29 protein-coding genes are annotated in these 24,564 nt (G+C 69.4%); 16 read left to right on the plus strand and 13 right to left on the minus strand.

Annotated features, from left to right (window positions below):
- Positions 1-17: 17 nt before the first annotated feature.
- Positions 18-668: a MarR family winged helix-turn-helix transcriptional regulator gene (locus CP978_RS31340; protein ID WP_043446504.1), complete on the plus strand. Its 651-nt coding sequence runs from the start codon at positions 18-20 to the stop codon at positions 666-668.
- 50 nt (positions 669-718) lie between these two features.
- Here the strand turns inward: CP978_RS31340 and CP978_RS31345 are convergent, their stop codons facing one another.
- A complete protein-coding gene (locus CP978_RS31345; protein ID WP_043446506.1) occupies positions 719-1,111 on the minus strand; it encodes a VOC family protein in 393 nt (130 codons plus the stop codon).
- Between the two features lie 59 nt (positions 1,112-1,170).
- On the opposite strand from CP978_RS31345, the gene CP978_RS31350 reads away from it, so the two are divergent.
- Entirely contained in the window at positions 1,171-1,716 is a 546-nt protein-coding gene (locus tag CP978_RS31350) for a GNAT family N-acetyltransferase (RefSeq protein ID WP_043446507.1), read from the plus strand.
- Positions 1,717-1,778: 62 nt separating this feature from the next.
- Here the strand turns inward: CP978_RS31350 and CP978_RS31355 are convergent, their stop codons facing one another.
- The gene (locus tag CP978_RS31355) at positions 1,779-2,462 is read right to left on the minus strand and encodes a glycerophosphodiester phosphodiesterase (RefSeq protein ID WP_043446509.1); all 684 of its coding nucleotides are present in this window, start codon (positions 2,460-2,462) and stop codon (positions 1,779-1,781) included.
- A gap of 444 nt (positions 2,463-2,906) precedes the next feature.
- Between CP978_RS31355 and CP978_RS31360 the strand changes: the two genes are divergently transcribed.
- The 5 genes from CP978_RS31360 to CP978_RS31380 all read left to right on the plus strand — a co-directional run bounded on the left by CP978_RS31360 (position 2,907) and on the right by CP978_RS31380 (position 7,548).
- The gene (locus CP978_RS31360) at positions 2,907-4,304 is read left to right on the plus strand and encodes a DUF6421 family protein (RefSeq protein ID WP_043446510.1); all 1,398 of its coding nucleotides are present in this window, start codon (positions 2,907-2,909) and stop codon (positions 4,302-4,304) included.
- A gap of 35 nt (positions 4,305-4,339) precedes the next feature.
- Positions 4,340-5,092, plus strand: a complete 753-nt coding sequence (locus CP978_RS31365) for an SDR family NAD(P)-dependent oxidoreductase (RefSeq protein ID WP_043449985.1) — start codon at positions 4,340-4,342, stop codon at positions 5,090-5,092.
- On the plus strand, positions 5,089-6,159 hold the full coding sequence (locus CP978_RS31370) for a threonine aldolase family protein (RefSeq protein ID WP_043446512.1): 1,071 nt from the start codon (positions 5,089-5,091) through the stop codon (positions 6,157-6,159). The genes CP978_RS31365 and CP978_RS31370 overlap by 4 nt, the downstream gene beginning before the upstream one ends.
- Before the next feature lie 94 nt (positions 6,160-6,253).
- Positions 6,254-6,847: a transglutaminase domain-containing protein gene (locus tag CP978_RS31375; protein WP_043446515.1), complete on the plus strand. Its 594-nt coding sequence runs from the start codon at positions 6,254-6,256 to the stop codon at positions 6,845-6,847.
- Between the two features lie 8 nt (positions 6,848-6,855).
- A complete protein-coding gene (locus CP978_RS31380) occupies positions 6,856-7,548 on the plus strand; it encodes a B3/B4 domain-containing protein (protein WP_043446518.1) in 693 nt (230 codons plus the stop codon).
- 6 nt (positions 7,549-7,554) lie between these two features.
- On the opposite strand, the gene CP978_RS31385 is transcribed toward CP978_RS31380, so the two are convergent.
- Complete coding sequence (locus CP978_RS31385; protein WP_043446522.1) at positions 7,555-8,283, minus strand: lysophospholipid acyltransferase family protein; 729 nt, start codon at positions 8,281-8,283, stop codon at positions 7,555-7,557.
- A gap of 327 nt (positions 8,284-8,610) precedes the next feature.
- On the opposite strand from CP978_RS31385, the gene CP978_RS31390 reads away from it, so the two are divergent.
- The 4 genes from CP978_RS31390 (at position 8,611) to CP978_RS31405 (ending at position 11,763) form a co-directional block, all read left to right on the plus strand.
- Entirely contained in the window at positions 8,611-8,970 is a 360-nt protein-coding gene (locus tag CP978_RS31390; RefSeq protein WP_079162591.1) for a TlpA family protein disulfide reductase, read from the plus strand.
- 284 nt (positions 8,971-9,254) lie between these two features.
- Positions 9,255-9,764 (plus strand): flavin reductase family protein, encoded by a 510-nt coding sequence (locus CP978_RS31395; RefSeq protein ID WP_043446529.1) that lies wholly within the window; start codon positions 9,255-9,257, stop codon positions 9,762-9,764.
- Between the two features lie 194 nt (positions 9,765-9,958).
- Positions 9,959-10,744, plus strand: a complete 786-nt coding sequence (locus CP978_RS31400) for an electron transfer flavoprotein subunit beta/FixA family protein (RefSeq protein WP_043446532.1) — start codon at positions 9,959-9,961, stop codon at positions 10,742-10,744.
- Positions 10,745-10,800: 56 nt separating this feature from the next.
- A complete protein-coding gene (locus tag CP978_RS31405; protein WP_043446534.1) occupies positions 10,801-11,763 on the plus strand; it encodes an electron transfer flavoprotein subunit alpha/FixB family protein in 963 nt (320 codons plus the stop codon).
- A gap of 280 nt (positions 11,764-12,043) precedes the next feature.
- Here CP978_RS31405 and CP978_RS31410 read toward each other — a convergent pair whose 3' ends face one another.
- Entirely contained in the window at positions 12,044-13,108 is a 1,065-nt protein-coding gene (locus CP978_RS31410) for a LacI family DNA-binding transcriptional regulator (RefSeq protein WP_043446537.1), read from the minus strand.
- Between the two features lie 216 nt (positions 13,109-13,324).
- On the opposite strand from CP978_RS31410, the gene CP978_RS31415 reads away from it, so the two are divergent.
- Positions 13,325-14,278, plus strand: a complete 954-nt coding sequence (locus tag CP978_RS31415; RefSeq protein ID WP_043446540.1) for an ROK family protein — start codon at positions 13,325-13,327, stop codon at positions 14,276-14,278.
- A gap of 108 nt (positions 14,279-14,386) precedes the next feature.
- Here the strand turns inward: CP978_RS31415 and CP978_RS31420 are convergent, their stop codons facing one another.
- Positions 14,387-14,797: a VOC family protein gene (locus CP978_RS31420; protein WP_043446543.1), complete on the minus strand. Its 411-nt coding sequence runs from the start codon at positions 14,795-14,797 to the stop codon at positions 14,387-14,389.
- 164 nt (positions 14,798-14,961) lie between these two features.
- Between CP978_RS31420 and CP978_RS31425 the strand changes: the two genes are divergently transcribed.
- On the plus strand, positions 14,962-15,501 hold the full coding sequence (locus CP978_RS31425) for an SMI1/KNR4 family protein (protein WP_144401520.1): 540 nt from the start codon (positions 14,962-14,964) through the stop codon (positions 15,499-15,501).
- An 88-nt stretch (positions 15,502-15,589) separates the two neighbouring features.
- On the opposite strand, the gene CP978_RS31430 is transcribed toward CP978_RS31425, so the two are convergent.
- Entirely contained in the window at positions 15,590-16,327 is a 738-nt protein-coding gene (locus CP978_RS31430; protein WP_043446546.1) for a phosphotransferase family protein, read from the minus strand.
- Positions 16,328-16,456: 129 nt separating this feature from the next.
- Positions 16,457-16,999 (minus strand): DUF1707 SHOCT-like domain-containing protein, encoded by a 543-nt coding sequence (locus CP978_RS31435; RefSeq protein ID WP_150478343.1) that lies wholly within the window; start codon positions 16,997-16,999, stop codon positions 16,457-16,459.
- A 178-nt stretch (positions 17,000-17,177) separates the two neighbouring features.
- Between CP978_RS31435 and CP978_RS31440 the strand changes: the two genes are divergently transcribed.
- Entirely contained in the window at positions 17,178-17,372 is a 195-nt protein-coding gene (locus CP978_RS31440; RefSeq protein WP_043446549.1) for a hypothetical protein, read from the plus strand.
- Between the two features lie 56 nt (positions 17,373-17,428).
- Here CP978_RS31440 and CP978_RS31445 read toward each other — a convergent pair whose 3' ends face one another.
- From CP978_RS31445 to CP978_RS31460, 3 genes are all read right to left on the minus strand, one after another.
- On the minus strand, positions 17,429-18,127 hold the full coding sequence (locus tag CP978_RS31445; protein ID WP_043446551.1) for a vWA domain-containing protein: 699 nt from the start codon (positions 18,125-18,127) through the stop codon (positions 17,429-17,431).
- Between the two features lie 380 nt (positions 18,128-18,507).
- Positions 18,508-19,107, minus strand: coding sequence for an SMI1/KNR4 family protein (locus CP978_RS31455; protein WP_043446554.1), 600 nt, complete (start codon positions 19,105-19,107; stop codon positions 18,508-18,510).
- Between the two features lie 62 nt (positions 19,108-19,169).
- Entirely contained in the window at positions 19,170-19,664 is a 495-nt protein-coding gene (locus tag CP978_RS31460; protein ID WP_043446557.1) for an IS5/IS1182 family transposase, read from the minus strand.
- Positions 19,665-19,966: 302 nt separating this feature from the next.
- Between CP978_RS31460 and CP978_RS31465 the strand changes: the two genes are divergently transcribed.
- Complete coding sequence (locus tag CP978_RS31465) at positions 19,967-20,800, plus strand: IS5 family transposase (RefSeq protein ID WP_043446558.1); 834 nt, start codon at positions 19,967-19,969, stop codon at positions 20,798-20,800.
- 225 nt (positions 20,801-21,025) lie between these two features.
- Here the strand turns inward: CP978_RS31465 and CP978_RS31470 are convergent, their stop codons facing one another.
- Both CP978_RS31470 and CP978_RS31475 read right to left on the minus strand, forming a co-directional pair.
- Positions 21,026-21,565 carry a phosphoribosyltransferase family protein gene (locus tag CP978_RS31470; protein WP_052454409.1) on the minus strand — a complete coding sequence of 180 codons (540 nt, stop codon included), beginning with the start codon at positions 21,563-21,565 and terminating at the stop codon, positions 21,026-21,028.
- A gap of 252 nt (positions 21,566-21,817) precedes the next feature.
- Positions 21,818-22,258 (minus strand): hypothetical protein, encoded by a 441-nt coding sequence (locus tag CP978_RS31475; RefSeq protein ID WP_144401521.1) that lies wholly within the window; start codon positions 22,256-22,258, stop codon positions 21,818-21,820.
- A gap of 120 nt (positions 22,259-22,378) precedes the next feature.
- On the opposite strand from CP978_RS31475, the gene CP978_RS31480 reads away from it, so the two are divergent.
- The gene (locus tag CP978_RS31480) at positions 22,379-23,422 is read left to right on the plus strand and encodes an NUDIX hydrolase (RefSeq protein WP_043449992.1); all 1,044 of its coding nucleotides are present in this window, start codon (positions 22,379-22,381) and stop codon (positions 23,420-23,422) included.
- Positions 23,423-23,498: 76 nt separating this feature from the next.
- Here CP978_RS31480 and CP978_RS31485 read toward each other — a convergent pair whose 3' ends face one another.
- Positions 23,499-24,551, minus strand: a complete 1,053-nt coding sequence (locus CP978_RS31485; RefSeq protein WP_107070584.1) for a protein kinase family protein — start codon at positions 24,549-24,551, stop codon at positions 23,499-23,501.
- Positions 24,552-24,564: the final 13 nt, after the last annotated feature.

Consider the following 24,564-nt stretch of genomic DNA (forward strand, 5'->3'; position numbering starts at 1 on the left):
CGAACGGACGGACGGCGATGACGGACAACCGTGCGACCGGGCGGAGAGCCACGGACGGCGGTACGGGCGCCGGCGCGGAAGGCCGGAACACCGGGCGCGACACGGCCGTCGGACCGCGGTCCGGGGCGCGCCCCGGGGGAAGCAGCCCGGCCGGACGGGAACCGGCGGGTGACATCGTCGCCGCCGTGGTGCGGCAGTGGCAGGCCGTCCGCCCCGACATCGACACCGGGCCCATGGAGATCATCGGCCGGGTCAACCGCTGTGCCGCACTGCTCCAACAGGCCGAGGACGCCCCGCTGCGCCGCGTCGGGCTCACCCGCCCGGAGTTCGACGTCCTCGGCACGCTGCGCCGTGCGGACCATGAACTGACACCCGGCGAGATCGCCCGCGAGACCTTCTCCTCCGGCGCCGCCGTCACCAAACGCCTCAAACAGCTGAGCGAGCGCGGCCTGGTCGAGCGGCGCGGCGACACCCGCGACCGCCGGGTCGCCCATGTCCGCCTCACCGAGGCCGGCCGCGACCTGGTCGACGGGGTGCTGCCCGAACAGCTCTCCTACGAGGCGTCCGCCCTCTCCGGGCTCGACGAGGACGGACGGCACGAACTGGCCGCGCTGCTCGGCGAACTGCTCATCCAGCTGGAAGGCCGGCTCGGCACGGCCCGCGGCTGACCCGCGTCGGAAGAACCCCGGCGGGGCGAGCCGCACCTCACCGGACGGCCTCAGATCCCCGGCCGGTAGCGCAGGGGGTGGTCGGCCGGGACCTCCACCAGCACGATCTGGGTACCGTCCGGATCCTCGATCCACATCTCGATCAGGCCCCAGGGCTCCCTCACCGGCGGGCGGACGATCCCGATCCCGGCGGCGGTCAGCTCCCGGTGCGCGGCCGTCACGTCCGGTACCTGCAACCAGAGCTTCAGCGCGGGGGAGGGCGGGACATCGCCGCGCCCCGCCACCTCGAGGAAACCACCCCCGAGGAAGTACACGACCCCGCGCTCCGGCCCCGTACCGAACTCCCGGTAGACCGGCAGCCCGAGTCCCTCGCCGTAGAAGGCACGGGAGCGCTCCGGGTCGGTCGGACGCAGCAGCGTGCGGCTGCTCAGAATATGGACCATGCATGGGCACTACCCTCGTCGGTGCCCACGCCGTGCCATCGAATCGGAGAACTCACCCCATGGACAGTGCCACCGCCGCGACCGGCCTGACCTTTCGCGACGCCACCGACGCCGACGCCGATGCGCTGGTCGCGCTGATCGAGTCGGCGTACCGCGGCGAATCCAGCCGGACCGGCTGGACCACGGAGGCGGACCTTCTCGAGGGGCAGCGCACCGATCCCGAGGGGGTGCTGGAGGTCGTCAAGTCGCCCGACAGCAGGCTGCTGACCGTCGAGCGGGACGGCACGATCGTCGCCTGCTGCCAGCTCGAACACCGCGGCGAACACGCCTACTTCGGCATGTTCGCGGTGAGCCCCGCGCTCCAGGGCGCGGGGCTGGGCAAGGCGGTCATCGCCGAGGCGGAGCGGATGGCCCGCCGGACCTGGGGCGTCTCCGAGATGCATATGACCGTGATCTCCGTACGGGACGACCTCATCGCCTGGTACGAGCGGCGCGGCTACCGCCGTACGGGACGGATGACCCCCTTCCCGTACGGCGATGAGCGCTTCGGCATTCCGCAGCGCGACGATCTGCAGTTCGAGCTGCTGGTCAAGCCGTTGGTCTGACCCCTGCGCGCGGCGGCCCGGCGGCGCACCCGGGGCGAGGGGCGCGCGGCGGGCCCGGCCGGTCAGGCGGTGAACCGGCCGGTGCGCTTGATCTCCGGATAGTCGGTGGTCGCGCCGTCCAGCTCCAGGGCGCGGACCAGTCGCAGCTGGTCCTGGGTGTTCACCACCCAGCCGAGGATCCTCAGATCCGCCTTGCGCGCGTGTTCCACGACCTCCAGCGTCAGCCGGCGGATGTTGAGGCAGACGGTGCCGGCTCCGGCCTCGACGGCGCGTTCCACCACATCGGTCCCGTAGCGGCCGGCGATCAGCGCGGTGCGCACGCCCGGTACCAGTCGGGCGACCTCGACGATGGCCTCGTCGTGGAACGAGGACACCTCCACCCGGCCGGTCAGGTCCCGGCGGCGCATCACCTCGGCCAGCGCCCGTGCCGCCGCCACATCCTTGATCTCAGCCTGGAGCGGGGCCTTCACCGCGTCCAGGACCTCGTCGAACACCGGGACCCGCTCACCGCGTCCCGCGTCGAGCGCGCGCAGCTCGGCGAGGGTCTTCTCGACGATCGGCCCGGTGCCGTCGGTCGTACGGTCCACCTCGGCGTCGTGCATGATCACGAGAGCGCCGTCCTTGCTGAGATGCAGATCGAGTTCGATCAGGTCGAGGCCCGCGCGCTCCGCGGCGACAAAGGACCGGAGCGTGTTCTCGGGCTCGACACCCATGACTCCGCGATGACCGATGGTGAGGAAGTTCAAGGTTCAACTCGCTTCCGTCGACGGCGGCTCGGTTGCCGCGCGGCGCTCCTCGAACGGCGCGGCACGGCCGCAGCCTAATCGCCCGGCTTCGCCCCGGACCCGCTCGTGCGTGAGGCAATGGGCGCCCGGTGCCGCCTGAAATCGGGACCGCACCGCCAACCGCGTGTCATCCCTGGGTGGGCGCGTCATACGGGTGTTGACCGTCGGCCGGGGGACCGTCGGCCGGAGTCCGCTGACCGGAATCCATCGGCCGGACCACGCCGTCCCGTGCCCCGGAGGACATCCCCCGATGAGCGTGGAACCCCTCGCGTCCGCAGTGCCCGACAGGAAAAAGGTCGGTGAACGCGGGGTGACGCAGGACAATCTTCTGATCTCCTACTTGCTGAGTGAAAGCTCGTACACATACGGTGTGTCTACGTGAGTTTCTCCCGTGGAGGTCGAGCGATGACGGAAATTCTTGTGCAGACGGGTTCGGAGGGGCAGGTTCCTTCGCAGGGCAGGGTGGTGGAGCATCCGGCTTGGCCCGTTCTCAAGAGTTCCGTGGAACAGATCCGGCCATGGCAGAACAAGGACGGCTCGATCGCCTTCGACACCGAGGGGGCCCCGACCCGTGCGGAGGCCGAGCTCGCCGTCCGCCGGGTGACGGACGCCGTCCAGGAGCTCTCCCCGCTGCTGCCGCACGACGCCGCCTACCACCAGGCGCTCGTCCGTGACCTGGGCCGATGGGCCGTGGAGGGCTTCGGGGTGCCCGACTTCCTGGAGTCGCTGCTGGCCTTCCACCCCGCCGCGGACCGCCGGGACGGGCTCCAGCATCTGGTCGTCTTCCCGATGTACACGCAGAACGGCAACCCGGACCGCAACCTCGAGGCGGTCGTCCTGCGCATGGTGTGGCCCGACTGGCTGGCCGAGCTGGAGGCCACCCGCTTCGACAACCCGCTGTTCTGCGGCATCACCTTCGAGGACTTCACCGCGGGCTACGACACCAACTCGGCCGTTCTCTTCCCGGAGACCGTCGCCGTGCGCGAGGCCCCCGCGCGCTTCACCTGGGGCGGCATCTTCTGCGACCGCGAGGCCGCCCGCTTCCGTCGGGTCACCTCGGCCGCCGTGGACACCCTCGGTCTCGAGCTGCCCGAGGACATCCTCGCCATGGTCCACGACCAGGAGCGCTGCCAGCAGGCCTTTGTGCTGTGGGACATGGTCCACGACCGCACCCACAGCCATGGCGACCTGCCGTTCGACCCGTTCATGATCAAACAGCGTCAGCCGTTCTGGATGTACGGACTGGAGGAGCTGCGCTGCGACCTCACCGCCTTCAAGGAGGCCGTGCGACTGGAGGCCGACGGCTTCCCGCAGGGCCGCGACGTCCAGTACGCGGTGCTCTTCGACCGGATGTTCCGCTTCCCGGTCACCGGTGAGCGGGTGCGCAACTACGACGGTCTCGGCGGTCAGCTGCTCTTCGCCTATCTGCACCGGCACGACGTCGTCCGCTGGACCGACAACAAGCTCACCATCGACTGGCGGCGCGCCCCCGAGGTGACCAACCAGCTGTGCGGCGAGATCGAGACGCTGTACCGGGAGGGCATCGACCGGCCCAAGCTGGTCCACTGGTTCAAGGCGTACGAGCTGGTCTCCACCTATCTCGCTCCGCATCCCGCATCCCGCTGGGCGAAGGGCCCGGACGCGCTGGATCTGTCCCAGCCGCCGCGTAAGCTCGTGGACGACGTGCTTCCGGACGAGTTTCCGCTGAGCATGTTCTATGAGGCGCTCCAGAAGAAGCTGAAGTCCGTGATCGCCTCGACCAAGGGCATCACCGCTGAGAGCGCCGAGCAGGTCGCCGCATGAGCGACGGCACCGACATCGCTCGGCAGGAGGCGAAGATGGGCAATGGGAACGGGCCATTGAGCGGCGCGGTGATCGCCGTGGCCGGCGCGGGAGGACCCGCGGGCCGGGCGACACTGGAGCGGCTCGCGGACGCCGGGGCCGTCGTCGTCGGTTCCGACAACAACCCGGAGCGGCTGGCGGAGGCCGTGGACGCGGCGCGCTACGCCCACGGCGGCGCCACCGTCGTCGGAGAGAAGGCCGACCTGCTCGACCTCCAGTCGGTCCGGGACTGGGCCGCCCATATCGAGCGGGACTTCGGCCGGGTGGACGGACTGGTCCACCTCGTCGGCGGCTGGCGTGGCGGCACCGCCTTCACCCGCACCGGCATCGACGACTGGGATCTGCTGGAGAAGCTGCTGATCCGCACCGTGCAGCACACCTCGCTCGCCTTCTTCGACGCGCTCCAGCGCAGCGACCGCGGCCGTTATGTACTGATCAGCGCCGCCGGCGCGGCCAAGCCGGCCGCGGGCAACGCGGCCTACGCGGCGGCGAAGGCCGCCGCCGAGGCCTGGACGCTGGCCATGGCCGACGGCTTCCGCAAGACGGCGGGTGAGGGCGGTCCGACCTCTGCGGCTACGATCCTGATCGTGAAGGCACTGGTGCACGAGGCGATGCGCGCCGAACGCCCCAACGCGAAGTTCGCGGGCTTCACCGATGTCCGGGACCTGGCCGAGGCCATCGCCGGGGTCTGGGAGAAGCCCGCCGCCGAAGTGAACGGAAACCGTCTGTGGCTCACCGAGAGGCCGTGAACCCTCCCAAGACCGACGCGCGTCGTCATCACGACCCGCAGGTCCGCGGTTTCGCGAGCGACAACTACGCCGGGGTCCACCCGGAGGTGCTCGCCGCGCTGGCCGTGGCCAACGGCGGGCACCAGGTCGCCTATGGCGAGGACGCGTACACCCACAACCTCCAGGGCATCATCCGGGGCCACTTCGGTGCCACGGCGGAGGCATTCCCGGTCTTCAACGGCACCGGGGCGAACGTCGTCGCGCTCCAGGCGGTCACCGACCGCTGGGGCGCGGTGATCTGCGCCGAGAGCGCCCACATCAACGTCGACGAGGGCGGCGCCCCCGAACGCATGGGCGGTCTGAAACTGCTCACCGTGCCCACCCCGGACGGCAAGCTCACCCCCGAGCTGATCGACCGGCAGGCGTACGGCTGGGAGGACGAGCACCGCGCGATGCCGCAGGTGGTCTCGATCACCCAGAGCACCGAGCTGGGCACCCTCTACACGCCCGAGGAGATCCGCGCGATCTGCGAGCACGCCCATGCGCACGGGATGAGGGTGCACCTGGACGGCTCCCGGATAGCCAACGCGGCCGCCGCCCTGAACGTGCCGATGCGGACGTTCACCAACGCGGTCGGCGTGGACATCCTCTCCCTGGGCGGGACGAAGAACGGCGCGCTGTACGGCGAGGCGGTCGTCGTCATCAACCAGGACGCCGTCGGCCGTATGAAGCATCTGCGCAAGCTGTCCATGCAGCTCGCCTCGAAGATGCGCTTTGTGTCGGTGCAACTGGAGGCCCTGCTCGCCAAGGACCTCTGGCTGCGCAACGCCCGCCACTCCAACGAGATGGCGCAGCGGCTGGCGGAGGGCGTCCGCGCGGTCCACGGGGTGGAGATCCTCTACCCGGTGCAGGCCAACGCCGTCTTCGCGCGTCTTCCGCACGACGTGAGCGAGCGCCTGCAGAAGCGCTTCCGCTTCTACTTCTGGGACGAGGCCGCCGGCGACGTCCGCTGGATGTGCGCCTACGACACGACCGAGGACGACGTGGACCGGTTCGTGGCGGCCCTCAAGGAGGAGATGGCCCGATAGGGGCACCCCCGAGCACCCCACCTCTCTGCATAGATATGCGGTCGACCGAAAAGTCATTGACTGGCGGTCGGCCGCGTTCCTATGCTCTGCGGGCATGGAACTGATCCAGCGGAACCCGGACCTCTCCGCCTATCTGGCCGCCGATGACGCCATCGACCACCATCATCCGGTGGTGCGGGAGGCGGCCGCACGCCTCGCCCGCCAGGCGGCGGACTCGTATGCCTATGCGCAGGCCGCCTATGAGTTCGTCCGTGACTCCCTCGCGCACTCCGCCGACAGTGGCGATCCACGCGTCACCTGGCGTGCCTCCGACGTCATCGAGCTGCGCACCGGCATCTGCCACGCCAAGGCGCACGCCCTGGCCGCCCTGCTGCGCGCCGAGGACATCCCGACCGCGCTGTGCTATCAGCGGCTGATGCATGACGACGGCGACGGTCATGCCGTGCACGGTCTGGTGGCCGTGCGGTTCCACGGCTCCTGGCACCGACAGGATCCCCGTGGCAACAAACCGGGTGTCGACGCCCGCTTCTCCCTCGACGGTGAGCGGCTGGCCTGGGTCCCCGACAGGAAGTTCAATGAGGTGGACTATCCAGTCCTGTATGATGAACCTCATCCGGCCGTGCTGAGCGCCCTCAGGGCCGCGCCCGACCGTCCGGCTCTCTGGAAGACGCTCCCCACCGCACTTTGAGGCAGGCGATGACCCTCACCCTGACCGTGTCCGACGAGGTGCGCACCCTCGCGCCCGGCTTCACCCATGTCGCGATCGAGGCCCATGGGCTCGTCAACGGCCCCAGCACCGAAGGCACCTCGGCCCTGCTCGACGACGCGGCCCGCCGGCTGGCGGCACGCCTGGACGGGCGCGCCCCGCACGAGGACCCGCACATGGCGGCCTGGCGTGCGCTGTACACCGCCTTCGGGTCCAAGCCGTCCCGCACCCGCAACTCGGCCGAGGGGCTGGCGAGAAGGGCACTGTCGGACGGCGGTCTGCCCCGGATCAATGTGCTCGTCGACGTCTACAACGCCATCAGCGTCGCCCATCTGATCCCGGTCGGCGGCGAGGATCTCGACCTGGTCCAGGGGGCCATGCGCCTGGTTCGGGCCACCGGCGACGAGGAGTTCATGACCGTGGCGGGCGGCGAGCAGGCCGTCGAGCACCCCGATGCCGGCGAGGTGGTCTGGCGCGACGAGGCCGGTGTCACCTGCCGCCGCTGGAACTGGCGGCAGGGGCCGCGCACCCGGCTCACCGAGGAGTCCACCTCGGCGATCTTCCTGCTGGAGGGACTGGCCCCGATGCCGGTGGCCGACCTGGAGCGGGCCGGCGTCGAACTCTCCGAACTGCTGGAGAAGTTCAGCCCCGGAGCGCGGATCGCCGTCCACGCACCCGCCTGACGGGCCTCAGTGCGCCTCGGCGGCGCGCAGTTGTTCCGGGGTCGGCGCCGTCCCGCCGAGGTGGGCGGGCATCCACCAGGTGTCGTCCGGCCCCTTGGGCCGGGCGGGGTAGGCGCGCTGTGCGGCCTCCAGCAGATCCTGGACCCGCTCGCGCAACTGGCGGGTGAGCGCGCCCGCATAGGTGTCGCGCGTCGCCTCCACCGCCTCGCCGACCCGGATCGTGATCGGGGTGTGGCTGCGCCGGAAGTTGCGCGGATGCCCCTTGGTCCACAGCCGCTGGGTGCCCCACACCGCCATGGGGACCAGCGGGACGCCCGCCTCCTGGGCCAGCCGCGCGGCCCCCGACTTGAAGCTCTTCAGGGTGAACGACTGCGAGATCGTGGCCTCGGGGAAGACCCCGACGATCTCGCCCGACCTCAGTGAGTCCAGCGCGTGCGCATAGGCGGCCTCGCCCTGCCTGCGGTCCACCGGGATGTGCTTCATGGCACGCATCAGCGGCCCGGACACCTTGTGCCGGAAGACGGCCTCCTTCGCCATGAAGCGGACCAGACGCTTCTGGGGGAGCGCCGCCAGGCCGTTGAAGATGAAGTCCAGATAGCTGATGTGATTGCTCACCAGCACCGCACCGCCCGAGCGCGGGATGTTCTCCGACCCCTTGCAGTCGATCTTCAGATCCCATGCCTTGAACATCGTGAGGGCGAGACCGACGACGGGACGGTACACAAGCTCAGCCATGGGCGGGACAGGCCCTTCTCTCGGCCTGGGAAAGCATTCCCGGCGGGAAGACACGAAGTTACGCTGCCGTAGGTTTCACGGCATGTCGCAGATCGTGCCCCAAGAACGGACGGGGGGCCAGTCCTGGTGCCGGTGAGCGGCGAGATCCTCGTCACGTCACCCGCGTGCACCATTACATCGGGCGTTCCGCGGCACGGGGGTGCGGGTCCGGCCGCGGTACCGCGCGCACGCGGGAATGTTCGAGCCCCTGTGAACGCTGCCCAGGAGGACGGCCGGGCCGGTGGCGCGGAGGGACATGCCCGTGCCGACGAGGCCGGGCGGATACGGATGCCGCACCGGCGGCGGAGCGGGAGAACAAGAGTGCACGGCAGGGACGACGGACGACGGCTCGGCGCCGCGGAGTTGGGCCAGGGGCTCGGCGAGCGGGCCACGCTGGTCCAGTTCTCCAGTGCCTTCTGCGCCCCCTGCCGGGCGACCCGGCGCGTCCTCGCGGAGGTGGCACGCATGGTGCCCGGCGTCGCCCATGTGGAGATCGACGCCGAACAGCGACTCGAACTCGTGCGCACGCTCGGCATCCTCAAGACGCCCACCGTGCTCGTCCTGGACGCCGACGGGCGGATCGTGCGGCGGGCGGCGGGGCAGCCCCGTACGGCGGATGTGATCGCTGCGCTCGGTGACGCCCTCTGACGCCGCCTCGGCCCGGTGACCGGGTCCTTCCGATGACCGACGAGATGACGGTGCGACAGCGGGTGATGCATCTCCCAGATGCCCGGACGCACTTGACTGCACACGGCACGTATCGTCAGTCTGACTGTATGCCCCTTGAAGTCCTTCTCGTCGAGCATGTCCCGGTGGCCCTGGCCCGCACCGCGAGTGCCCGCTGTCCGTCGAGCTGAGCAGCCACGGACCCTCCCCCTTCGCAGACTCGTACCCGAGGGGGCCCCACGTCACCTCGTGAGAAGGACGACTCCATGACGGCCACGCCCGACCTCGCCGCGTTCCGGCTCGGCTCCCCGGAGCTGCTGCGCTCCGTCTTCCGGCGCCATGCGGCGGGAGTCGCCGTGATCACCGCCCAGCGGGACGGGACTCCGGTCGGATTCACCGCCACCTCCCTGACCTCCGTCTCCGCCGAGCCCCCGCTCGTCTCGTTCGGCATCGGAGCCGGCTCCTCCAGTTGGGCCGTCATCTCCGAGGCCGACCATGTCGGCGTGCACATACTCGGTGAACACCAGGAGGCGCTGGCCGGTACCTTCGCCAGAAGCGGCGCCGATCGTTTCGGCGCGCCCACCGCCTGGAGCGAAGGCCCCGAGGGCGTTCCCGTCCTGGACGAGGTGCTTGCCTGGCTGGTTTGCCGGGTGGTGGCGCGGATCCCCGCGGGAGACCACCATCTCGTCGTCGCCGAGGTGGTCCTCGGCGAATCCGGCGGGGCCGGACGCCCGTTGCTCTACCACCAGGGACGCTTCAACGGGCTTCGCGACTGAATCCACGGACCGGTTACACAGCGTTGCCAAGGTCACAGTTCAAAGCGCTTGCTCAGTGGGCAGGCACTGGGTGTACTGGCGAGTAATATTTCGTTCGGAGCGCGGGGTCGCCCCGGCCGGGATCAGCGGCTTCGGACGCCTATGCTGCCTGCAAGAAGGCAGCCCAGAAATGACGATGCAGTAGGAGAGCCGGCGTGAGCTTGAGGATCGTTGTCACTGTGAAGTACGTGCCCGACGCCACTGGCGACCGGCGCTTCGCCGATGACCTGACCGTCGACCGGGACGACGTGGACGGTCTGCTCTCCGAGCTCGACGAGTACGCGGTCGAGCAGGCGCTGCAGATCGCCGACGAGGCGGACGACGCCGAGGTCACCGTGCTGACGGTGGGTCCGGAGGACGCCAAGGACGCGCTGCGCAAGGCGCTCTCGATGGGCGCCGACAAGGCGATCCACGTCGAGGACGACGACCTGCACGGCACCGACATCATCGGCACCTCGCTGGTGCTGGCCAAGGCGATCGAGAAGGCCGGCTACGACCTGGTGATCTCCGGCATGGCGTCCACCGACGGCACCGGCGGCGTCGTCCCCGCGCTGCTGGCCGAGCGCCTGGGCGTCCCGCAGGTCACCCTGCTGTCCGAACTCTCCGTCGAGGACGGCACCGTCACGGGTCGCCGGGACGGCGACACCGCCTCCGAGCAGCTCCAGGCACAGCTCCCCGCCGTCGTCTCGGTCACCGACCAGTCGGGTGAGGCGCGCTACCCGTCCTTCAAGGGCATCATGGCGGCCAAGAAGAAGCCGGTTCAGTCCTGGGACCTGTCCGACCTGGAGATCGAGGCCGAGGAGGTCGGTCTCGAGGGCGCCTGGACGAAGGTCGAGTCCGCGGCCGAGCGTCCGGCCCGCACCGCCGGCACCATCGTCAAGGACGAGGGCGAGGGCGGCAAGCAGCTCGCCGAGTTCCTCGCGAGCCAGAAGTTCGTCTAAGGCTCCTCAGCCCGACCGCCCCTCAGACTTCGTAATCCGCAAGGAGATCCACTTCCATGGCTGAAGTTCTCGTCTACGTCGACCACGTGGACGGCGCCGTCCGCAAGCCGACCCTGGAGCTGCTCACCCTGGCCCGCCGCATCGGCGAGCCGGTCGCCGTCGCCGTCGGTTCCGGCGCGGAGAACACCGCCTCGGCGCTCGCCGAGCACGGCGCGGTGAAGGTCCTCACCCATGACGCCCCCGAGTACGCCGACTACCTGGTGGTGCCGAAGGTGGATGCGCTGCAGGCCGCCTACGGGCAGGTGTCCCCGGCCGCCGTCCTGGTGCCCTCCTCCACCGAGGGCAAGGAGATCGCGGCCCGCCTCGCGGTCCGGATCGGTTCCGGCATCATCACCGACGCCATCGACCTGGAGTCGGGCGACGAGGGTCCGGTGGCCACCCAGTCGGTCTTCGCCGCCTCCTTCACCACCACCTCCCGGGTCGTCAAGGGCACCCCGGTCATCACCGTCAAGCCGAACTCGGCCGCGGTGGAGGCCGCTCCGGCCGCGGGTACGGTGGAGGCCCTGTCGGTCACCTTCTCCGACCAGGCCACCGGCACCAAGGTCGTCGCGCGTACGCCGCGTGAGTCGACGGGCCGTCCGGAGCTGACCGAGGCCGCGATCGTGGTCTCCGGCGGCCGCGGTGTCAACGGCGCGGAGAACTTCGCGGTCATCGAGGCGCTGGCCGACTCCCTCGGCGCGGCCGTCGGCGCCTCGCGCGCCGCCGTGGACGCCGGCTGGTACCCGCACACCAGCCAGGTCGGCCAGACCGGCAAGAGTGTCTCCCCGCAGCTGTACATCGCCGCCGGCATCTCGGGCGCGATCCAGCACCGCGCGGGTATGCAGACCTCGAAGACGATCGTGGCGATCAACAAGGACGCCGAGGCGCCGATCTTCGACCTGGTCGACTACGGCGTGGTGGGTGACCTCTTCGCGGTCGTCCCGCAGCTCACCGAGGAGATCAAGATCCGCAAGGGCTGAGCCTCTTCCCCCGAACACAAGGCCCTCATGGCTGCCGCTGCCCGGCGCCAGCCATGAGGGCCTTCGCCGTCCCGGGACCGGCCGGTCGCGTCCGCCCCGGAGGCGGTCGCCGGGACAGCGGCTCGCGTTCGGCCGGGGATTCCCTGTGTTCGACGGGCGCGTTGGGCCGGGGGCTCCCTGTGCTCGACCGGCGCGTACGGCCGGGGATTCCCTCTGCTGGACCGGCGAGTACGGCCGAGGACCCCCGTGCTCGACGGGCGTGTCCGGCCGGAGGGGTTCCTCAGACTGCGGGCGGCAGTTCGCCCGAGCCGCGGGTGATCAGCCGGGTGGGCAACTGGACGCGCTCCGGGGCCAGGAGGGTGCCGTCGAGCTGGCGGAAGAGACGGTCGGCGGCCGTGCGCCCGAGGGCGGCGGCGTCCTGGGCGACCACCGTGACGCCGGGTCTGAGGAGATCGGCCAGCTCGAAGTCGTCGAAGCCGACCAGGGCGACCGGGCGGCTGTGCCGGGCCAGGACACGGACGACGGTGACCGTCACACGGTTGTTGCCCGCGAAGATCGCCGTGACCGGGTCCGGACCGGAGAGCATCTCCTCGGCGGCCCGCCGCACCCGCTCGGGATCGGTGACACCGAGGGACATCCAGGAGTCCTCGACGGGTATGCCCGCCTGCTCCATGGCGGCCCGGTAGCCGCGCAGCCGCTCCGCCGCGGTGTGGATACGCGGCATGTCGCCGATGAATCCGACCCTGCGGTGACCGTGCGCGATGAGGTGGGCGACCCCGTCACGGGCCCCGCCGAAACTGTCCGAGAGCACCACATCGGCGTCGATCCGGCCGGCGGGACGGTCCACGAACACCGTGGCGACCCCCGCCCTGAGCTCCGGCTCCAGATAGCGGTGGTCGTCGCCCGCCGGGATGACGACCAGCCCGTCCACCCGGCGCGCGCACAGCGCCAGTACCAGTTCCTGTTCGCGGTCCGGATCCTCCGCGCTGGAGCCGTTGATCAGCAGGGCACCGTGGGACCGGGCGACCTCCTCGACCGCGCGGCTCAGCGGTCCGTAGAACGGGTCCGCGAGATCCTCCAGGACCAGGCCGATGCTGGCGGTGCGGCCCTTGCGCAGCACCCGGGCGCTGTCGTTGCGGCGGAACCCCAGTGCGTCGATGGCCTCCTGGACCCGGCGCTCGGTGTCCGGGGTGACCCCGGGCTCGCCGTTGACCACGCGCGAGACCGTCTTCAGACCGACCCCCGCGCGTGCTGCCACATCCTTCATGGTGGGACGGTTGCCGTAGCGGTTCACGGGTGGGCGGGCGGTGTCGGGCACGATGCGCAGTCCTGTCCTGTCGTCCACGGGGATGCCGCGGTCCCGGGATGGTAAGAGGATATGGCGTCGAGCATAGAGCCTGGACAACGTTGTCAGATGCAAGGGAGACTGTCCTCCGCAATCTCCGGCCCGCGCCTTCCCCCAGGGGCGCCCTCGGTCTGTGCCCGGCCGGAGCGACCCGAACCGCGGCGGCCACCGTTCGCCGGGCCCGTACGACTTGACGCATTGGGAGATCTGACACTGATGCACACCGACCTCGTGGCCGCGCTCGACATCGGCGGAACCAAGATCGCCGGAGGGCTGGTGGACGGCCACGGCCGGATCCTGCTGTGCGCGCAGCGTCCGACGCCCGCCCAGGAGGACGGCGACACCGTGATGGGGGCCGTGGAGGACGTCATGGCGGAGTTGGAGTCCTCTCCTCTCTGGGAACGGACGGGTGCCGTCGGCATCGGAAGCGCGGGTCCCGTGGACGCCTCCGCGGGGACGGTCAGCCCGGTCAACGTACCGGGCTGGCGGGACTATCCGCTGGTGGGGCGGGTCCGGGCCGTGACGGGCGGGCTGCCCGTCGAACTGATCGGCGACGGAGTGGCCATCACCGCCGCGGAGCACTGGCAGGGCGCGGCCCGCGGCCATGACAACGCGCTGTGCATGGTGGTGTCCACCGGCGTCGGCGGCGGTCTGGTCCTGGGCGGACGCCTGCACCCGGGGCCGACCGGCAACGCGGGGCATATCGGGCACATCAGCGTCGACCTGGACGGCGATTCCTGCCCCTGTGGGGCGCGCGGCTGTGTGGAACGCCTCGCCAGCGGGCCGAACATCGCCCGCCGCGCCCTGGAGGGCGGCTGGCTGCCCGGCCCCGACGGGGACACCTCGGCCGCCGCGGTGGCCGCCGCCGCCCGTGCCGGTGATCCGGTGGCCGTGGCCTCCTTCGCACGGGCCGCCCAGGCACTGGCCGCCGGCATCGCCGCGACCGCGACGCTCGTCGAGATCGACATCGCGGTGATCGGCGGGGGAGTGGGCAAGGCGGGAGAGGTGCTCCTCGCGCCCCTCCGCAAGGCCCTGGCCGACTACGCCACCCTCTCCTTCGTGCGGAACCTGGAGGTCGCCCCGGCCCAGATGGGCACGGACGCCGGCCTGGTGGGAGCGGCGGCGGCAGCCCTGGGGCAGCGGACCGGCACGCTGGCGGCGGGGGTCTGAGCCCGCGCCGGGGCCGGGCGGCGGTGGCTTTGAACGGCTGTCCCTCGACCTGGGCGCCCGCAGGGAGTCGCGGTGCGGCGTTGCCGATGGGGGACCGGGCTGATCGGCCTACGCGGGCAGGTTCAGTTGCCAGGAGACGCCGAACCGGTCGTTGATCCAGCCGAACTTGGTGCTGAAGCCGTAGTTTCCCAGCGGCATGAGCTCCGTGCCGTCTTCGACGAGGGCCGTGTAGAGACGGTCGATTTCGGCCTCGTTCTCGCACTGCACAAAGAGCGAGATCGCGGGAGTGAAGGTGAAGTCGTGCTTCAGCGGGCTGTCGATGCACATGAGTTGCTGGCCGGCGAGCGAGAACGTCGCGTGCTGCACGCTTCCTTCCTTGCCGGGACCCTCGGCGCCATAGCGGGTCATGCTGACGACCTCGGCGTCGTCGAAGAGCGAGACATAGGAGGCCATCGCCTCCTCGGCGTTGCCCTCGAACATCAAGAACGCTGTGACTTTCTGTGACGTTACGATCTTCATGCAGCATGCTCCTTCGGTGCTGTCAGGCAGTCGACCTTGGCTACGGTAGCGCCGGGCCCCCGGGGTCCTCTCGATCCCACCCGTTCCGCCGGGGTACGGCGACTGGTGCCGGGCAGGAGGAGATGGTGCAGCATCGGCAGATCTTGTTCGGAGGACGGGGAGGTATGGCGTCGTCGCTCGGTCGCCTGAGAGCGCTGCTCGGCGAACCGGAGCCGTGGGGCCGGGCCAGGGCGCGTCTGTGGACGGCGTCGGAGGACTACCTCGGGGTGGAGCTGCCTTCGGACTACAAGGCGTTCCTGGACCTCTACGGTCCGGGGAGCATCGACGGCTACCTGTCGCTGAGTCGGCCTCTGGTAGCCGGCCAGGCCGAGTTGGACCGGTTGTGGTCGTCGGAGGACTGGCGTCGTGCACGTCTCGGGGCCCCGGAGCTGTATCCGTATCCCTTTCACCCCGATCCCGGAGGTCTCATCTCCTGGGGCTCGGACGAACACGGCAGTGAGTACTTCTTCCGTCCGGTCGAGCCGGATCCTGACGAGTGGCGCGTCGTCGTCGGCAGCGAGTGCAGCGACTGGTTCGAGACCGCAGGCACCTTCTGTGACTTCCTGGTGCGCTGTTTCGACCGCCGCGACCGGCCGCCTTTCATGGACCGCGGCTGGCCCAGCACGGGCGCTCGGTACCAGTCCGATGCGTGTTGCGACTCCTGACAAAGGAGGCTTCCGGACCTCCGGGATTACGGTGTGCCAGTTCCCGTTGATGCCGGCCGAACGGGGCGCGAGCCAGCTCCGCGCGGTCTCACATCCGGGATCTCAGCACGTCGACCTCACAGCCCGGCGCGAACGGGTCGAAACCGTGCTCGGCCAGCCAGCGAACCGCCAGCAGGCTTCGCAACGACCACCACCCGTGGATCACCTCGAGGTCGACATCGGTGCCGTAGCCGGCGATGACGTCGTCGAGGTGCTCCTCATGCCCGAGCGTCAGGATGGCAAGGTCGAACAGGGCATCACCCTGGCCTGCATCGGACCAGTCGATGATGCCCGTGATCTCGTCATCGTCGACGAACACATGAGTGATCTGCAGGTCGCCGTGCGTGAACACGGGGGTCCATGGCCGGAGTGCGGCCTCGGCGACCCGGCGGTTGCGGGTGACCAGGTCGGCGGGCAGGACGGCGTTGGTCACGAGCCGCTCGCACTCGCCGTCGAGATCCGCCGCCAAATCGTCGAGGCGCCGGCCGGGCCAGGGCGGCAACGGCGCATCGTGCAACTTCCGGATGGCCGCACCCGCCGCGGCCCACGCCGCCGGCGACGCGGTCGACGGCTCGCCGAGCTCGCCCAGCGCCTTCCCCGGGACCGCGGCGATCGCCAGCACGGGCGGCTTGCGCCACAGGACCTTTGGGGTCGGGACCGGCGCCAGGGCCATCGCCTCGACCTCGACGTCGATGCGCGCCTGATCGGCGTCCACCTTCAGGAACACGTCGCCGACGCGCAGGGTCGTGCGCTCGGAGTGGGCGACGACGACTTTGACCTCATCCATGAGCGACCAGTATCCCGGGGACGGTTGTCGACGTCGCCGGATTTACCGCGTGCGATAGCGCGGCTGGCCATGTCCCGCCACCCGACGGCCTTGTGCGCGACACTTGGGGCGGACGTGACGGATGGAGATTCAGCGCCGGGCGTGACGGATCTTCAATCGTCCGAATCCCATGGTCCCGGAGATCCGAATCTTCGGCCCGCCGGGGAGGGAACGCCGCGGGGTCCTGTAGCGCAGGTCCTTCCACTCGGTGCGTACGCCTTCGATGTCGACGACCGCGTCGCGAGGCACCGTGATTCTGGCCCCACCGGTTCCGAGTTGCAGCTCTATGTCGACGACCGGATGCTCGATGATCGCCTGGGACAGATCCAGATGCACCCTTCCGAATGCGGACTCGACCTTGAGGAGGCGAGGTACCCGCCATAAGCCACGCCGTTGGATCCGTCCGCCGGCGGCGGCGATCGTTGACGTGGTGTTCGGGTGCTCCGCCGGGAGCGAGGCCAGAGCCGACACGAGCTCGCCGTGCGCCTTGGCGATGAGCACCTGGTGGAGGCGTTCGTCCAACTCCTCATGGGAGATGAGCCCTTCGGCGTACGCCTCCTGCAGGCGCTGCACGGCCGTGTCGCGGGCGTCTTCGCCGATCAGTTGCGGTGAGTCTTCCGGTAAGGGGGCCACCGTTTCAGCCTACTGCCGTGTCGGCAATGATTTGGGACGCTCAGCGCTCGGGTGGGGGTGGCCGACCGGCGGGAAACCGGCACTTCAGGAGACGTGCCACCTGCATGGATTCGAACCCGCGTCCGTGGCTTCGCCGCCCGTGGGCGTGACCCCCGCACGGTTCCGGAGTTGAGCAGGTATGAAGAAGCGCAGCATTCTCGCCCTTGCGTCCCTCGCCACCGGATTCGTGGTGGCCGCCGTCAGTCCGTCCCACGCCGCCGATCACGAGAGGCTCGGCGATCTGAAGGTGAAGGACACGCTCGGCGCCGTCGATCACACCCTCACCCATGAGGGCCTCGACGTGGAGGAGGGCACGCTGGGGCAGAACGGCTGACGGGAAGCCTGTGTTGTGGCGCCGGAGTCCCCGACGGCGGGGGCCCGGCGGCGCGGTCACTGCAGGATTCCGGCGGCCCGTGCTGCGGCCAGCCAGTCCGGGAACTCGTCCATGAGCTGGTCGTACAGATCGGCGTCCGACATCTGCTTCGGGTTGTCGCCCACGGGGAAGAATCCGGCGTTGTCGACGACCCGCTTCTTGGGCACCTCGAGGTTGTCGAGCTTGCGGAGGAAGTCGAACCGGTCGGGGCCGAAGCCCACGAACTGCCAGAACAGCGGCAGCCGGGCGGCCTTGCACAGCATCTGCTCCGCGGCACGCCGGGAGTTCGGGCCGCCGTCCGTCTGGAAAATCACGAAAGCGGGATCGGTGCTGCCGGAGTTGAGGTAGTGCTCGATGACCTCGTCCATGGCCGCGAAATAGTTGGTGGAGCCCATGCGGCCGAGAGCCTTGTGGTGGCGGTCGATGCTGCCCTGATAGTCATCGACGCTGATCTCGATCGCAGGGTGCGCGTCGCTGTCGAAGAACACCGTGGGGACGATCCCGTCGTCGTCCACATTGGCGGACAGGCCCAGCGCCTGCTCGGCAAGGTGCTGCACCGAGCCGTCACGGTAGTAGCGGCTCATGCTGCGGGACCGGTCGAGAACCAGGTAGACGGCGGCCCTCTGCCCGGCCAGGCCCTGTTTGTGCAGGGAGACGGCGGCGGTCTTGGTGAGATTGACCAGGCCTGCGGGGACGCGACTGGGGTTGATGAGCACTCGGGCGCTCCTTGTTTCGGGGGCGGTTGGGTGATCGTGCCAGGGTGCCCCAGACGGCGAGGGTGAGGTGGGCAGTTGCCAGTGACCGGGCTGCTCCACGACGTCATCGAGGACACCGACTGGACTGTCGCAAGGCTACGCGCGGCTGGCGTCCCGAACCTTGTCGTCGGCAATGTTGAGGACCCGGCGGAGCCGGGGGATGAGGGCGAGGAGCGCGGGCGCGTCGCCCTAGGGTCATCTGAGGCGTGCCATGGAGGTGTTGACCGGACTGCTGAGGGACACACCGAGCTGAGGAGCATCCCCCAACTGGCCTTAGTGGTCGTCCCGTTTGGCTTTCCATGTGACGTGATGGGCGTCTGTGACTGTCGTGGCAGGCAGGGTTACATGCCGCGCTCAGGCCCGCTCCAGCGCTCTGGCCGTTCGTCTGCGGTCATCGGAAGACGGCGCAGTTGTACCGGGCCGGGATAGAAGGCTGAGGTGTTGGGGCCGGCCATGTCTTCGCCGACGAGGTAGCGGTAGAGCCATTCGGCGAAGCTCATCTCGTACTGTGCCCAACCGCCTTCGCCGTCTTCGACCAGGATCCCGGAGAGCATGCCGTCCGCAGCCATGAGGAACAGGGTTTCGCCTCGGTCGGTGCTGGCGATCGGCCACAGTCCGTTGCGGGTACCGAAGCTCAACTCCGTGAGTCCGAAGAGCAAGCGTGGATCCTCGTCCGGGTCAAGGTCCTCCCAGGAAACCTCGGACCAGGCACGGGCCGTGTCCCGTATCCAGTCGCCCAGATTCCAGCGTGTGGTCGCGGGGTGGGGCAAGGACAGGTGGCCGTTGAGCTGGATGGGAGCGTACGCGTCCACGAGGGTCTGGTAGTCGGTCGGCAGCCGGATGCCGAGTTCTGCGTGGAGGCGGTCCCAGGCGGATGGGTTCGCGTAGCGGTTCTGGGCCTGGCCGAGCATTGCCATGACTGCGGGCAAGTAATCGGTCATGACGTTCCTCGCTGTTGTGTCGTCTTTGCAGCAGGATCATCCCAGCTCGGAGGTCACACTGGTCAGGCTGTCAGCCTGCGATAGCAGATCAGAGCCGCGGCGATGCCGGAGAATGCCAGGAAATGGTCGGCCTTGCGCTCGTAGCGGCGATGCAGGCGGCGGCACCCGGACAGCCATGCCACACGATCTACGGGATCCGGACCCGTCAGGTCCCCCTTTGAGGGCCTCATGTTCACCGAGTCGATCGCGCACCGCGACCAGTCCAGTCCGCCCCGTGCGCCGAGCTCGTCCAGGACCTGGCGGTGCAGCTTGCCCCACACTCGAGCTCTGCTCCACTCGGTGAAACGACGGTGCGCGGTCGACCCGGACGGCCCGAAGCCCGACGGCAGCCGCCGCCACGTGCAACCGGTCTTGGCCACGAACACGATGGCAGCCAACACCTGTCGGTCCCCGTAACGACGTCGCCCTCCGCCTTGCCGCCGCACCGGTGCCGCCGGAACCACCTGCTGGAACAACTCCCACAACGCGTCCGGCACCAGCCGCTCTACCATGGCCATCACGACGGTCAGCCTAGTTCTCAAGCCAGTTGAGACGACCTCTAAGTGAGCGTTTGGTTCGCTTATCGACCGGTTCATAGTGAATATCAGCGGCCAGGCCGAGCACTCAACCAAGCGATCCGCCGGAAAAATGGCTTCTGCGACAATCGGCAGACCAGCTATGCGTCGGGTTCCTTACAAGAACTCCTGTCTCGTTTAGAAACCTACCGATTCAAGCGAGATTGAGAACGCACGCCCCAGTGCACCGGACACCCCCGCACACGCCCTGCTCACGCCAAATGCCACCGCATACACAGAACGTCATGCAGCCCTCACGGCCCTACCCCAGCGACCTGTCCGACGCCCGTTGGGAACTCATCCGCCCCACCCTCGAAGCCTGGCGCCAGGCCCGCAACGGCATCCGCAAACCCACCCACGACCTGCGCACGCTGATGAACGCCGTCCTCTACGTCGACCGCACCGGCATCCCCTGGCGCTATCTGCCCCACGACTTCCCGCCCCACCAGACCGTCTACGGCTACTTCGCCCACTGGGAAGCCGACGGCATCTTCGACCAGCTCACCGGCCTGTTACGCAGCAAAGTCCGCCAGACCGAAGGCCGCCCGAGCGAGCCCAGCGCCTGCCTGATCGACAGCCAGAGCATCAAAACCTCCGCCACCGTCCCTCTCACCAGCCAAGGAATCGACCCGGCCAAGAAAATCATCGGACGCAAGCGACACATCGTCACCGACACCCTCGGCCTCCTGCTCGCCGTCGCTGTCACCGCCGCAAGCGTCCACGACTCCGCGGCCGGCACCCAGCTCCTGGCAAGAGTCGCGGAACAACACCCCACCGTCACCAAAGCCTGGGCCGACAACGGCTACAAGACCAAAGCCGTGGAACACGCCGCCCGCCTCGGCATCGACCTCGAGATCGTCCAACGCGCCCCCAACGTCCGCGGCTTCCACGTCCTGCCACGCCGCTGGGTCATCGAACGCACCCTCGGCTGGCTCATGCACCACCGCCGCCTGGCCCGCGACTACGAAACCCACCCCCACCGATCAGCCGCCATGATCCAACTGGCCGCCATCAACCTCATGACCCGCCGCCTGACCAACGAGACCACACCCAACTGGCGTGACAGCCAGGCAAAATGAAACAGACATTGGAGAACCAAACGCTCACTAAGTGTTCGATGAGGAGAGGCGGGTTGGCGAGCCGGTGGCAGCCTCCGTGAGCGCATCACCGAGGCCCGCGTCAACGGATGGCTCCGTGAGGTCGAAAGACCCCAGGTCAGTCTCAACGCCGTCATAGCCAAGCTCACCAGCCTCAACCGAGCTCCACCGACGGCCCCCAGCTGGTCGACCTCGGCATGCCCCTCTTCACCGCTGCGGGTTCCATTCGGGGAGCTCGGCTGCCGTGACCAGGCTGCGCACGTCCAGCGTTCGCCGGCATGCTTCGGATGCCTGGTCGACGATCACGGCACAGCCGCCCCAGTGGCTTCCGACTTCTTCGACCATGGCCTTGACGCTCAGCGCTTGGCTGCCGGTCTCGACCCAGTCGTCGACCATCAACACTCGGTCGCTCGGTGTGAGCGAGGTGCGTTGGATGCGGAGTTCGTGGCGAAGACGGCGGTAGTCAGGGGGTGTCTGCCTGGTGAGTTTCTCACCGGGGAACAGACCGTGCTGCTTGCGCACGGCAATGAAGCCGACACCGAGTTCGACAGCGACTGCGGCGCCGAGCAGGAAGCCGCGGGACTCGATGCCGCAGACAGCGGTGATTCCTTCACCTTCGAATGTCGCCGCGAGCCCTCTGACTACGCCGGTGAGCGCCTCCGGGTCTCGGAAGATCTTCCAGACGTCGGCGTGGCCGTCGATCCACTGGAAATGACTGAGGGCCAGGTCCCGGGCTCGGTGGGTCATTATCGCGAGTGTCGCGTTCCGACTGCGTCCCGACAACCCATTATCTGCCCGAGGGGCCAGGCGGCCCGCTCGCTCATGTTCAGCGGACGCTGGCGCCGGTACGCGGTCCTTGGTCCGGAAATGACCGGGTGGACTTACGGAACTCCTCGCCCGAGTCGACCGCGACCGCGGCCGACGGGTCGAAGTCGAGCATCGCGTGCTGAAGGTGGCCGGCTCGTGATCCGTATCTCGAGCGGGAAGGCGTGACGCCTCTCAACTGCGTCGGAGGAGCCTTCTCAGTCGGCCGGGCGCGGAGCCCCGGAACCGTTGAAGCAGTTCAAGGGCCGGAGGGCTGTCCGGGTCGAAGCCGTGGATCCTATCCAACTCGGCGGGCACGCCCGGCCCCCACAGCCGGGCGCCATGGCAGTGGAAACAGAAGGCGATCTGGAAGAGCAGGTCGGTGGCGCTATGAGCACGGATACCCCAGCCCGGGGTGAAACAGCGGTGCAGTTCACTGTCCGGCGCAGAGCTGATCAACGTCAGGGCGTCGCTGACCTGAGCTGCCTGCCAGATCGCAACATCGTCACCCACCAGGTCGCTCGCGCCGATGTGCCTCATCGGGTCGGTGATGCGGACGACCTCGATCAACTCGGTCCTCTCTTGAACGGGCGGAAGCATCATGCGTAAAGAATCGCTGTTCACGGCGTCGCGCACCAGAGGCGAGCAGGGCCCCGGCAGTGGTGGTCGGTGGGGGCTCTGTGCCGCGTTCATCAGCCCGGGTTTCCGTGGCAGGGTGAAGCGGGCAAGCCACAGGGGGCCAACAGAAGAGGGGGAATCGTGATCATCTGGATCAACGGGGCGTTCGGCGCGGGGAAGACCACGACCGCGCGGGAACTGATCGAGCTGATCCCGAACAGCACGCTCTTCGACCCTGAGGTCGTCGGTGGAGCACTCCCGCATCTACTGCCGCCGAAATGCCTCGCCGAGGTCGGCGACTTCCAGGATCTCCCGATCTGGCGACGGCTGGTGATCGATACGGCGGCCGCGATGCTCGCCGAGCTCGGCGGGGTCCTCGTGGTGCCGATGACCCTGCTGCGCCAGGACTATCGCGATGAGATCTTCGGCGGCCTCGCGGCCCGGCGCATCCCCGTACGTCATGTGCTTCTCGCCCCGGCTGAAACGATCCTGCGCGAGCGTATAGCCGACCGGGAGGTTCCGCCCGACCTCCCGGACGGTGAGATACGGGTCCGCCAGTGGGCCTTCGACCACATCGAGCCCTATCGCGCCGCCCTCGCCTCCTGGCTCACCGCCGACGCCTATCCCCTCGACACCGGCGACCTGACCCCGCACGAGGCCGCCCTGCGGATCGCCGAGGCGGTACGCACCGGGGCCGCGCCGGTGTGCGACATCGTGCAGACACCCGAGCCGACCGCCGAGACCGTCGCGGCGGGCGTGCTGCTCTTCGACGAGCAGGACCGGGTGCTGCTGGTCGATCCCACCTACAAGGCGGGCTGGGAGTTCCCCGGCGGAGTCGTGGAACCCGGTGAGGCTCCCGCCCGGGCCGGCATAAGGGAGGTCGCCGAGGAGACCGGGATCACGCTCGGTGAGGTCCCCAGGCTCCTGGTCGTCGACTGGGAGCCGCCCGTGCCCCCCGGCTACGGCGGACTGCGACTGCTCTTCGACGGCGGCCGTCTCGACAGCACCGAGACCGGCCGCCTGCTGCTGCCCGGGCCCGAGTTGAGGGGCTGGCGGTTCGCCACCGAGGCCGAGGCGGCCGGTCTTCTTCCGCCGGTGCGCTATGAACGGCTCCGCTGGGCGCTCAGGGCCCGTGAGCGGGGCGCGGCGCTGTATCTGGAGGCGGGCACACCGGTCGGCTGACAGTACAGAGGAGCCGCCAGCGGCAGGGGACCGAAGGGGAAGCCGAAGCGTCCGCCACCGGGCGACCTTGGTGTCATTACACGGAGTCGGTCGGCCTCCGGTAGGCGTCCCGCAGTGCCTCGTACGGGTAGGAGGCGTTCCGGCTCTCGAAGCGGAGGCGGTGGCTGAAGCCGGCGCGGACGGCGGTGAGCGGGGCGTGACGCATGATGATCCCGGCGGCGGCCGACGGGGCACCCTCCGGGCGCCGCCCCTCGGCACAGGCCCGCACAAACGCGTCGCGTTCCTCGCCGCGGTATCCGTACAGCGCGGTCACCAGCCAGTTCACCAGCTGGGCGGCCATATACGCGTGGTCGTAGCCGTGGTGCCGGTCGTAGAAAGCGCGTTCCTCCGAGGTCAGCAGGAAACGGGGGGAGAGCGTGAGACCGAAGTCGGCGAGGTAGAGGCGCCGCCCGTCGGTGAGGACATTCTCGAAGTGGGCGTCGAAGTGCAGGAGTTCGTGCACCTGGAGGAAGTCGGCGGTCGCCATGAGCTGCCGCTGGACCAGGGCGAGCGCGCCGTCGAGGTCGCCCGAGGCGTGCCGGGCGCCGAGCCAGTCGTGCAGGTGGTGCGGCACATACTCCAGAAACAGCGTCACGCTCGCGGAGGCCGTGCGCAGCGCCTCGATCCGCTCGCGCACCTGGGGCGCCCCGCCCCAGTAGGCCACGACCCGTTCCACATCGGCGAGTTCCTCGTGGAGCGGCCGCGGCGGGTCCGGGAGCACCCGCCAGTGGTGCAGCAGCGGGAAGCCGGAGAACTGCCCGGACCGCACCCAGCCGGTGGTCATCGTGTGTGCCGCCAGCTCACGCCAGGCCCCGAAGCCGGGACTGCCGAGGCCGTAGTGACAGACGACCGGCACCCGGAAGAGATTCGCGGTGGAGCGGACGTTCCCGGGGCGCTGCTCGGCATCCGTCAGCGGCACACGCTTCACGAAGACCCGTCTGCCGGCCACCTCGATCAGCAGGGAGCGCCCGCCGATCCCGGTGCCCAGTGGTGTGCCCGACTCGACCAGCGCGGCGAGTTCGCGATCGTCGGTCGCGGCGAGGGCGTCGCCGATGTCGCGGTGGGCGGCGAGGCGCGCGTCAGGAGGCACGCCCGCCATTCTC

Origin of the sequence: Streptomyces nodosus (genome assembly GCF_008704995.1) — a bacterium.
Classification (GTDB): domain Bacteria; phylum Actinomycetota; class Actinomycetes; order Streptomycetales; family Streptomycetaceae; genus Streptomyces; species Streptomyces nodosus.

Excerpts from the sequence above, each read along its gene's own strand:
- CP978_RS31420 (WP_043446543.1), bottom strand. The coding sequence starts at position 14,797 with ATGAAGATCGTAACGTCACAGAAAGTCACAGCGTTCTTGATGTTCGAG.
- CP978_RS31440 (WP_043446549.1), top strand. The coding sequence starts at position 17,178 with ATGAAGAAGCGCAGCATTCTCGCCCTTGCGTCCCTCGCCACCGGATTC.
- CP978_RS31360 (WP_043446510.1), top strand. The coding sequence starts at position 2,907 with ATGACGGAAATTCTTGTGCAGACGGGTTCGGAGGGGCAGGTTCCTTCG.
- CP978_RS31460 (WP_043446557.1), bottom strand. The coding sequence starts at position 19,664 with ATGGCCATGGTAGAGCGGCTGGTGCCGGACGCGTTGTGGGAGTTGTTC.
- CP978_RS31415 (WP_043446540.1), top strand. The coding sequence starts at position 13,325 with ATGCACACCGACCTCGTGGCCGCGCTCGACATCGGCGGAACCAAGATC.
- CP978_RS31345 (WP_043446506.1), bottom strand. The coding sequence starts at position 1,111 with ATGGTCCATATTCTGAGCAGCCGCACGCTGCTGCGTCCGACCGACCCG.
- CP978_RS31350 (WP_043446507.1), top strand. The coding sequence starts at position 1,171 with ATGGACAGTGCCACCGCCGCGACCGGCCTGACCTTTCGCGACGCCACC.
- CP978_RS31465 (WP_043446558.1), top strand. The coding sequence starts at position 19,967 with ATGCAGCCCTCACGGCCCTACCCCAGCGACCTGTCCGACGCCCGTTGG.
- CP978_RS31375 (WP_043446515.1), top strand. The coding sequence starts at position 6,254 with ATGGAACTGATCCAGCGGAACCCGGACCTCTCCGCCTATCTGGCCGCC.
- CP978_RS31385 (WP_043446522.1), bottom strand. The coding sequence starts at position 8,283 with ATGGCTGAGCTTGTGTACCGTCCCGTCGTCGGTCTCGCCCTCACGATG.
- CP978_RS31390 (WP_079162591.1), top strand. The coding sequence starts at position 8,611 with ATGCCGCACCGGCGGCGGAGCGGGAGAACAAGAGTGCACGGCAGGGAC.
- CP978_RS31380 (WP_043446518.1), top strand. The coding sequence starts at position 6,856 with ATGACCCTCACCCTGACCGTGTCCGACGAGGTGCGCACCCTCGCGCCC.
- CP978_RS31405 (WP_043446534.1), top strand. The coding sequence starts at position 10,801 with ATGGCTGAAGTTCTCGTCTACGTCGACCACGTGGACGGCGCCGTCCGC.
- CP978_RS31425 (WP_144401520.1), top strand. The coding sequence starts at position 14,962 with ATGGCGTCGTCGCTCGGTCGCCTGAGAGCGCTGCTCGGCGAACCGGAG.
- CP978_RS31455 (WP_043446554.1), bottom strand. The coding sequence starts at position 19,107 with ATGACCGATTACTTGCCCGCAGTCATGGCAATGCTCGGCCAGGCCCAG.
- CP978_RS31395 (WP_043446529.1), top strand. The coding sequence starts at position 9,255 with ATGACGGCCACGCCCGACCTCGCCGCGTTCCGGCTCGGCTCCCCGGAG.
- CP978_RS31340 (WP_043446504.1), top strand. The coding sequence starts at position 18 with ATGACGGACAACCGTGCGACCGGGCGGAGAGCCACGGACGGCGGTACG.
- CP978_RS31430 (WP_043446546.1), bottom strand. The coding sequence starts at position 16,327 with ATGGATGAGGTCAAAGTCGTCGTCGCCCACTCCGAGCGCACGACCCTG.
- CP978_RS31365 (WP_043449985.1), top strand. The coding sequence starts at position 4,340 with ATGGGCAATGGGAACGGGCCATTGAGCGGCGCGGTGATCGCCGTGGCC.
- CP978_RS31470 (WP_052454409.1), bottom strand. The coding sequence starts at position 21,565 with ATGACCCACCGAGCCCGGGACCTGGCCCTCAGTCATTTCCAGTGGATC.